Genomic DNA, 8545 nt, shown 5'->3' on the forward strand with positions numbered 1-8545 from the left:
CCGGCGAATTGATGACGCGGCCATTCACGGCGACGCGGCCCTGCGTCACCCATTCCTCGGCATCGCGGCGCGAACACAGGCCGGCGCGCGACACCACCTTGGCGACGCGCTCGCCATCCTTCTTCGGCGCCGGCGGGCGCGGCGGACGGCGCTCCTCGGGCTTGCGCTCGCGGTACTCGCCGCGGCCGCCGAAAGCGGGACGCTTCGCAAAGATCCGGGAATCATCCTCGTTCTCGCGGCGCGGACGCTCGTCGCCGCCATTGTTGCGCGGATGCTCGTGGAAATCACTGCTCGGACGCTCGCGCGGCCGGTCGAATTTGGGTCGCTCCTCGCGCGCGCGCTCGAAGCGCGGGCGTTCTTCGGTCACGCGCGCAAATTGCGTGCGCTCGAAATTGGGCCGCTCGTACTGGCGCGCACCCTCGCGCGCCGGGCGCGCATTGCGATCGGCGCCCTCTTCGCGCTTCTGCCACGGCTTTGATTCGCCGCGATCGGAACCACGATCGCCACGATCGGCAAAGCTCTTGCGCGGGCCGCCGCGATCCGGCGCGCCGCGGGAAAACTTCTTGTCGCCACCGAACTTGCCGCCGCCGCTGTAGGGCCGATCCCCCTGCGGACGATCGGAGCGCGGACGCTCACCATCGCGCGACGGGCGCGCGCTGTAGGGACGATCACCGGAGGGCCGCGGCCGGTCACCATCGCCGCGCGGCGTATAGGGGCGCTTGTCGCCGCCGTCACGGGACTGGTAGGGGCGCTTCTCGCCGCCGCCATCGCGTGGCGTGTAGGGCTTCTTGTCGCCAAATTTCTTGTCGGCAAAACGCGACGCGGGCCGTGCATCAGCGCGGTCGCCACGCGGCGCGCGGTCGTCGCGGTTGAAATTCGGGCGATCGCCGCGCGGGCTGTAGGGACGCTTCTCGCCACCACCTTCACGCGGCGTATAGGGGCGCTTTTCACCGCCGCCTTCGCGCGGCGTATAAGGACGTTTTTCGCCACCGCCATCACGGGCCTGGTAGGGCCGCTTGTCACCACCAGCGCGCGGGGAATAAGGGCGCTTCTCGCCACCGCCGTCGCGCGGCGTGTAGGGCCGCTTGTCGCCGCCAAATTCCTTGCGCGGGCCACGATCCGGGCGGTCACCGCTGAAGCTGCGTGCCGGACGCGGCGCATCGCCGTAGTCACGGCGCGGGGCGCGGTCATCGTCGCGGCGCGGCGGTGCGCCGTCGCGCTTGCCGGCATAGGGCTTGCCCGGACCGGAATACGGCTTGGTGCCGTAGCTCTTCTTCTCGCCGGCGCCGGCATCATGCGGCTTCGGCGTGTAGGTGCCATCGCGCTTGGCGAATTTCTTTTCAGGTCCGCGCGATGCGCCGGAGCGGCCCTTGCCGGCTCCCTTGCCGCCGGGGGGTCGGCCACGCGAGGGGCCGTTGTTTTTGTCGTTGTCGCGGGGCATGTATGGTCTCACTGCGGATGCTTGGAATGGCGGTTGAGCGGCGGGACGGGTTCGCGGGGCGATAACGCGCGCAGAACGGGTCCACTCTTGCTGAATCCATTGTCCCTAGCAGAGTTCGCCGCAAAGCGCGATCAGCAAAGTTGCAAACCGGTCGGGCGTCCGAAGGCGCGTTTATCTGGAAAACGGGCCATGGCCGCACCTTCTTTTATGGATCTGGCGCTCGCAGCGGCCGAAAACGCCGCCAAAGCGGGCGAAGTCCCGATCGGCGCGGTGATCGTGCTGAACGGCGCCGTGATCGCGGCGGCGGGAAACCGCACCATCACCGACCATGATCCAACCGCGCATGCGGAAATCCTGGCGATCCGGCAGGCGGCGGAAAAGATTGGCCGCGAAAGGCTGATCGACTGCGACCTCTACGTCACGCTGGAGCCCTGCACCATGTGCGCGGGCGCGATCTCGTTCGCGCGGATCCGGCGGCTGTACTATGGTGCCGCCGACCCCAAAGGCGGCGCGGTCGATTCAGGGGTTCGGTTCTTCGCTTCCAACACCTGCCACCACGCCCCGGAGGTCTATTCCGCGATGGGCGAAGGCGCCTCGGCGAGGCTGTTACGAGATTTTTTTCAGGCCCGCCGTTGATCGAGGGCGGAATTCGGAACTGACCGGTACCCGCGTCACCTCATGGCCGTTCTCATTGATGACGGAGACGTGGCAGGCGTGGTCACGAACCGTGCCCTGGTTACCGATTTCGTCGGCCAACACGTGCGCGCGCGCGATCGCATCATCGTCGCTGCGCAGTTCGACGCCGGCATGATCGCGCTGTGTGGCCCCATCTTTCAAGTCGAAATAGTAATGAGCCATGAACGCACCTCGGTCCAACCAATGAACGGTAGCGGACAAGGTTCCGTCAAGGATTATGATAGATCGTCTGTTATTTCTTGCCGCGCTCGCGCGCGACCGCCTGCCAGCCGATGTCACGGCGGCAAAAGCCCTCGGGCCAGTTGATCAGCCCGATCGCCTCGTAGGCGCGACGCTGCGCCTCGCCGACGCTCTTGCCCGACGCGGTGACGTTGAGCACGCGACCGCCATTGGCGAGAATCCAGTCACCGGACGCCACCGTGCCGGCATGGAAAATCTCGACGCCCTCGATCCTGGCGGCGCGATCGAGGCCGGCGATGCGGGTGCCCTTGTCGTAATTGCCCGGATAGCCCTTGGCGGCCATCACCACTGTCAGCGCCGGTTCCGGAAACCAGCGCAGGTCGAAGTTCTTGAGCTGCCCATCGGCGGAGGCGATCAGCGCCGGCAGCAGGTCCGACATCAGCCGGATCATCAGCACCTGGGTTTCCGGATCGCCGAACCGGCAATTATATTCGATCAGCTTCGGGCCATCCTCGGTGATCATCAGCCCGGCGAACAGCACGCCCTTGAAGGGCGCGCCCATCGCGCTCATCGCCCGCAAAGTGGGATAGATGATCTCGTCCATGGCTCGGGCGCACATCGCGTCGGTCATCACGGGCGCGGGCGAATAGGCGCCCATCCCGCCGGTATTGGGGCCGTTGTCGCCGTCATAGGCGCGCTTGTGGTCCTGCGCGGTGGCCAGCGCCAGCGCGTGCTCGCCGTCGCACAGCACGAAGAACGAGGCCTCCTCGCCGACCAGGAATTCCTCGACAACGGCCTCCGCGCCGGCTTCACCGAAGCCGCCGGACAGCATCATGTCGATGGCGTCGAGCGCGTCCGTCAGCGTCTCGGCGACGACAACGCCCTTGCCGGCGGCGAGGCCATCCGCCTTGATCACGATCGGCGCACCCTGGTCGCGGATATAGGCCTTGGCCTTGTCCGCGTCGGTAAAGCGCTGATAGGCGGCGGTGGGGATGTTGTTGGCCTGGCAGAGGTCCTTGGTAAAGCCCTTGGAGCCTTCCAGCCGGGCGGCGGCCTTGCTCGGCCCGAAAGCCTTGATGCCAGCAACCGCGAGGTCATCGACGATGCCGGCCGCGAGCGGCGTTTCCGGCCCGACCACGACGAACTCCACCGCGTTTTCACGGCAGAACGCGATGACTGCCGCGTGGTCCGCGACGTCGAGCGCTACGCATTCGGCTTCCTGGGCGATGCCGGCATTGCCCGGCGCGCACCATAATTTGGTCAGCAGCGGTGAGGCGGCGATCTTCCACGCCAGCGCGTGTTCACGCCCGCCGGAACCGAGAAGGAGAATGTTCATGAATGCAGCCAGTGCGGATATGCGGATAGAGGCAGGGTTTAGCCCCGGCTGACCGGCGCCGCAACAACGGGCCGGGACCCGCACACAGGCAGATCGGCTCAGACCGCCGCGGCGACGGCGGTTTCCGCCCGGTAGCTGCGCAGCAGCGCGATGGTCCAGCCGAGGAAGTAGCCAGCACACGCCCCGGAAATCGCCTGTCCGGCGATCGCCACGTCGATGCCGATGTTCAGCTTCATCGCGGTTACCACCGCGACGGCGTATTGCAGCAGGAACACGACGATGTTGCGGACCAGCGGCAGCACGCTGCCGGGGCGCCGGATGTAACCGCTGTCGCGATCGATGGTGACGTGGCGAGGACCGGCATAGAGCGCCAGCGCCGCCAGCAGGGCTGCGCTGATGAGCCAGACCGCTAGCAGTTCGATCGATTTGCCTGCCAGCAGCAGCCGGGACACCCCCATCAGGAAGAACACTGCCGGCACGATCAGTAGGCGGCGCAACGGCTGTGAACGCGGCCGCAGCGACAGGCAGCCGAGCCAGATCAGCAAGGCCAGCAGCGCGAACACCCAGGGCGGCGTGTTGATGAGAATTCCTGCCAGAGTCAGCATGTCGGTCTCCTGTCGTGGTGCACGGGTATCATTCAGTCGGTTGTGCCGCGATGATCTCGCGCAGCGTCGCCACATGGCGGGCAAAGGCCCCGCGCCCGGCGCCGGTGACGGTCACCATGGTCTGCGGCTTCTTGCCGACAAAGGCTTTCGCCACCGCGACATAGCCGGCCTTCGCCAGCGTCTCGATATGGGCACCAAGATTGCCGTCGGTCGCGCCGGTGAGTTTCTTCAGCCGGGTGAAATCGAGGCCGTGCAGATCCGGCAGCGCGGTGAGCGCCGCCATGATGCGCAGCCGCAGCGGCTGGTGGATGATATCGTCGAGTTCAGCCATCTCAGTTCCGCCGCATCCAGAAGCCGCCGAGCAGGAGCCCGCCGCCGTTGACGACCGCCATCCACGGTTCGAACCAATCGCCGGCAAAAAAGTAACCGAGCAGCGTCAGCGCGGTGATGCCGACGCCAATCGCGACGAAGGCGTAACCGACCCACAGGCCGACAATGCTGTAGACCAGCATGATATAGATCGGCCAGAACGCACCGAGCTGGCGCGGCGTGAAATGCGCGATGCCGACGCTCCACAGCAGGCCGAAGCCGAACAACAGCGCCAGGGCTGCGAACACCCGGTTGTCGAACACGCGTGTCCCGTTGCGGACGCGTCCGCGTGCGCTGATGGCGAACGAACAGGCGAGGCCCGACAGATCGATCGCGATCCAGCCGTAGCCGGCGTAACGGGGCCAGCCCCACGACACCATATAGCCGATCGCCGTCAGCGGTCCCCACAGCATCAATATCTGGGCAGCGATCCGGTAGATTTGCGACTGCCGCACGCGCTGCGCCATATCGTCAATGTCCGACAGCGCGGCGGCGGCTTCCCTGGCATCGATGCTCATCGTGAACTCACTTCGGATTTGACCACATCGTCGGCGATCACCGACACCGCGCGGGGATCTGCGACGATAGCCATATGGTTGATGCCGTCCAGCAGCCGGACCTTGACGGACGGCGACACGCCGCGCAGCGCCGATTCATATTTACTGGCATCCATCAGCTCGTCAGCGCTGCCCGAAAACACCGTGATCGGCTTGCGGGCCGCGGCTAGATCAGTGCGGAAGTCGGCATGGCTACCGAAATTGCTACGCAGTGTTTCGCTATAACTCGACACCAGCCGGCTGGTGGAATTCGGCGGCACCGCGAAGGCCACCACCGGCAGGTGGTCACAGCAGGTGATGCCAAGCTTGCTGAGGGCCAGCAATCCGACGATGCGTGGGATATCCGCACGCGCCCAGCCACCGGAGTCAGGACGGGTCGTCGGCGCGTCGTAGCCGAGATAGGGCGCCAGCAGGATGGTGCGATCGAACAGGTTCTGGATCGGGGAGCCGGCAATCCGCAACGCAAATCCGCCCCCGGAGGAGTGGCCGATCAGCGTCAGCGGCGCCGTCGGGTTGTCCTGCCGGATGACAGCGACAAGACGAGCGAGGTCGTCCTCGAGCTGGCCGACATAGCCGATGTCGCCCCGCGCGCCCGAGGAGCCGTGGCCGCGAATGTCGACGGCATAGGTCTGCACGCCGTGCTGTAGCAGGGCAGCAGACAGCGCGTGGATCGTCGTGCCGCTGGAGCCGGAAGAGCCGTGCACGACGATGGCGACGCGGTCGGTAGCAGGCTGCGCCGGACGGTAATGACGATAGAAGAGCGCGGTCCCGTCATTGCCCTCGTAGCGTTCCAGCGCCGGCAGGTTGGAATAATCCACAAATTTGCGGGCTTCCGAGATCGACGCCAGTTCCGGCAGCGGCCGCAGCGGTGTGGCAATCAGGCCCGCCAGCAGCAGCGTTGCCAGTCCCGCGGCGGCAAGGCCCCAGAGGATGATTCGAAAACCGAATGAAATGATCGTCCTGAACATGACCAGCCCCTCCCATGGATTCATAATTACAGATAACTCTGTATTACAGAGTAATCTGACCTGCAAGTCCCGATTGGCGTTTCCTGTCAAAAATCCCTATTTTACGGTGACCTCCGAGAGCCGAGATTCGATGCCCAAGACGCCCGCCTCCCTGTCCAATTCCGCCGAATTCACCGTCACCGAGCTGTCCTCGGCGCTGAAGCGGACGGTGGAGGACGCCTATGGCCATGTCCGGGTGCGCGGCGAGATTTCCGGTTTTCGCGGGGCCCACTCCTCCGGCCACTGCTATTTCGCGCTGAAGGACGAGGGCGCCAAGATCGAGGCGGTGATCTGGAAGGGCACGCACGGCCGGATGCGGTTCAAGCCGCAGGAGGGCCTCGAGGTCATCGCCACCGGCAAGCTGACCACTTATCCAGGCTCGTCAAAGTACCAGATCGTGATCGAATCGATCGAGCCGGCTGGCGTCGGCGCGCTGATGGCGCTGATGGAAGTGCTCAAGCGCAAGCTCGGTGCCGAGGGCCTGTTCGACGAATCGCGCAAACAGCTTTTGCCGTGGCTGCCGGAAGTGATCGGCGTCGTCACCTCGCCGACCGGCGCGGTCATTCGCGACATCCTGCACCGCCTCGCCGACCGCTTTCCGCGCCGAGTGCTGGTGTGGCCGGTGAAGGTGCAGGGCGACGGCTCCGCCGAGCAGATCGCCGCCGCCATCCATGGCTTCAACGCGCTGCCGGAAGGCGGCAAGATCCCGCGCCCGGACCTGTTGATCGTCGCGCGCGGCGGCGGTTCGCTGGAAGATTTATGGTCGTTCAACGAAGAGATCGTGGTCCGTGCCGCCGCCGAGAGCATGATCCCGCTGATCTCCGCGGTCGGCCACGAGACCGACATCACGCTGATCGATTTCGCCGCCGACAGACGCGCGCCGACGCCCACCGCCGCCGCCGAAATGGCGGTGCCGGTGCGCGCCGAACTATTCGTGGAAATCTCGGCGTACGAACGCCGCATGATGCTGTGCTGGCAGCGCGCGCAGGAATCCCGCCGCAACGAGCTGCGCGCCGCGACGCGCGCTTTGCCCGCGGCCAGCGAGTTGCTGGCGATCCCGCGACAACGGCTCGACGGCGCCAGCGCCGCGCTGCCGCGCGCGCTGAAAGCCAACACCCACTCGCACCACCGCCGCTTCGCGCAGGCCAGTTCAAGCCTGACGCTGCGGGTGCTGCGGGCGCAGATCTCGCAGGCGACGCAGCGGCTGACGGTGTCGGGCGAGCGGCTGATGCTGTCGTCGCGCGCGGCTCTGCGGCAGCGCCGCGACCGCTTCGCCGGGCTCGAAGTGCGGCTGAAAGCCTCGAAGCTGGCCAATGCGCAGGCGCAGCGTAACGCCATTGCCCGGGATCGCGAGCGCACCCAGCGTTTGTCAGAGCGCGCGCATCGCGCGCTGTCGACCCTGGTGCAGCGCCAGCAGGCCCGCGTGCTGGCGTCCGGGCAATTGCTCGCCGCGCTATCCTATCGCGGCGTTCTGGCGCGCGGTTTCGCGTTGGTGCGCGACCAACATGGCGCGGCATTGCATGCTGCCGCTTCTATCGGCCCCGGCGCCGCCCTGAGCATCGAATTCGCCGACGGCTTTGTTGGCGTGACGGCGGATATGGAGCGCTCGCCGGCGACGGCGCGCCCGGCCAGGGCCTCGGCGACGACCGCCACCGCCACCGCTGCGAAGCGCGTCAAGCCGATCGATCAGGGTACGCTGTTCTAACGGCCAGCCTTTAACCCGCGACGGTGCCGACCTATTTGTGTTAGGAACGCCCCAACAAATGCTGTCCGGCGGCTGCGCCGGAGCGACAAGGAACAGACCGTGCTGAACAAATTCGGCCCCTCCGGCAGCGGCGAGGCGCAACTGCAATATCTCGATGGCGATTTTCGCGTGGTGTCGCCCGGCACCTTTGTCAGCTGCGCGATCACCGGCGAGCGGATCCCACTGGACGAGCTGAAATACTGGAGCGTCGATCTGCAGGAGGCCTATGCGGTGCCGACAGCGGTGCTGCAGCGGCATTATCCCGGCGCCTTGAAGGCGGTCTGAGCACGTCGCCGCGCCGCGTCCGGAACAAGATTCAACGCTTTATCGCCCGGGCGCGATTCAATCGTTCGATGACGAACGCCCGCAGTCCTGCCTGGTCCTCGAAGGTCAGCGTGACCGCCATGCGTCGTCTCGCGGTGGTTCCGGACATGCCGCGGTTCGCGATCGCCGTCCGCGTGAGCCGCGTCATGGGCCGGTCGGGGGAGCGGTTCCTGTCCCCAGAGATCCAGATCGACGCCAGCCGCCGCGCGGTCGAACGAGTCGGGGGCCTCATCGACGAGACCGTCGGGGCCGACGGCGTCTTCTACGACCTGGACGTGAGCGGCAC

General features: G+C 66.3%; 11 protein-coding genes. 4 read left to right on the top strand and 7 right to left on the bottom strand.

Translation table 11 applies throughout. The features are described 5' to 3' along the window. Positions 1-1441, bottom strand: a 1441-nt coding sequence (locus Q0S16_RS09325) for a S4 domain-containing protein (RefSeq protein ID WP_295847417.1), incomplete at its 3' end; no start/stop codon positions are given. Between the two features lie 189 nt (positions 1442-1630). Between Q0S16_RS09325 and Q0S16_RS09330 the strand changes: the two genes are divergently transcribed. Beyond that, positions 1631-2077 (top strand): nucleoside deaminase, encoded by a 447-nt coding sequence (locus Q0S16_RS09330; protein ID WP_295847437.1) that lies wholly within the window; start codon positions 1631-1633, stop codon positions 2075-2077. On the opposite strand, the gene Q0S16_RS09335 is transcribed toward Q0S16_RS09330, so the two are convergent. The 6 genes from Q0S16_RS09335 to Q0S16_RS09360 all read right to left on the bottom strand — a co-directional run bounded on the left by Q0S16_RS09335 (position 2048) and on the right by Q0S16_RS09360 (position 6152). Then, a complete protein-coding gene (locus Q0S16_RS09335) occupies positions 2048-2338 on the bottom strand; it encodes a hypothetical protein (RefSeq protein WP_295847420.1) in 291 nt (96 codons plus the stop codon). The two genes, Q0S16_RS09330 and Q0S16_RS09335, sit on opposite strands and share 30 nt — an antisense overlap. A gap of 31 nt (positions 2339-2369) precedes the next feature. Beyond that, positions 2370-3653 (bottom strand): phosphoribosylamine--glycine ligase, encoded by a 1284-nt coding sequence (gene purD, locus Q0S16_RS09340; RefSeq protein WP_295847422.1) that lies wholly within the window; start codon positions 3651-3653, stop codon positions 2370-2372. A gap of 98 nt (positions 3654-3751) precedes the next feature. Further along, positions 3752-4258 (bottom strand): DUF6622 family protein, encoded by a 507-nt coding sequence (locus Q0S16_RS09345; RefSeq protein ID WP_295847424.1) that lies wholly within the window; start codon positions 4256-4258, stop codon positions 3752-3754. Positions 4259-4286: 28 nt separating this feature from the next. Further along, entirely contained in the window at positions 4287-4589 is a 303-nt protein-coding gene (locus Q0S16_RS09350; RefSeq protein WP_295847425.1) for a transcriptional regulator, read from the bottom strand. A 1-nt stretch (position 4590) separates the two neighbouring features. Further along, entirely contained in the window at positions 4591-5145 is a 555-nt protein-coding gene (locus tag Q0S16_RS09355; RefSeq protein WP_295847427.1) for a hypothetical protein, read from the bottom strand. Continuing rightward, entirely contained in the window at positions 5142-6152 is a 1011-nt protein-coding gene (locus Q0S16_RS09360) for an alpha/beta fold hydrolase (protein ID WP_295847429.1), read from the bottom strand. The genes Q0S16_RS09355 and Q0S16_RS09360 overlap by 4 nt, the downstream gene beginning before the upstream one ends. Before the next feature lie 130 nt (positions 6153-6282). Here Q0S16_RS09360 and xseA point away from each other — a divergent pair, with 130 nt between their 5' ends. The 3 genes from xseA to Q0S16_RS09375 form a co-directional block, all read left to right on the top strand. Next, positions 6283-7896 carry an exodeoxyribonuclease VII large subunit gene (xseA, locus tag Q0S16_RS09365; RefSeq protein WP_295847431.1) on the top strand — a complete coding sequence of 538 codons (1614 nt, stop codon included), beginning with the start codon at positions 6283-6285 and terminating at the stop codon, positions 7894-7896. A 99-nt stretch (positions 7897-7995) separates the two neighbouring features. Then, positions 7996-8220, top strand: coding sequence for a DUF2093 domain-containing protein (locus Q0S16_RS09370; protein WP_295847434.1), 225 nt, complete (start codon positions 7996-7998; stop codon positions 8218-8220). 110 nt (positions 8221-8330) lie between these two features. Continuing rightward, positions 8331-8545: hypothetical protein (locus Q0S16_RS09375; protein ID WP_295847436.1), on the top strand; the 215-nt coding region annotated here is incomplete at its 3' end.

This window comes from Tardiphaga sp. (assembly GCF_025356345.1).
Taxonomy (GTDB): Bacteria; Pseudomonadota; Alphaproteobacteria; order Rhizobiales; family Xanthobacteraceae; genus Tardiphaga.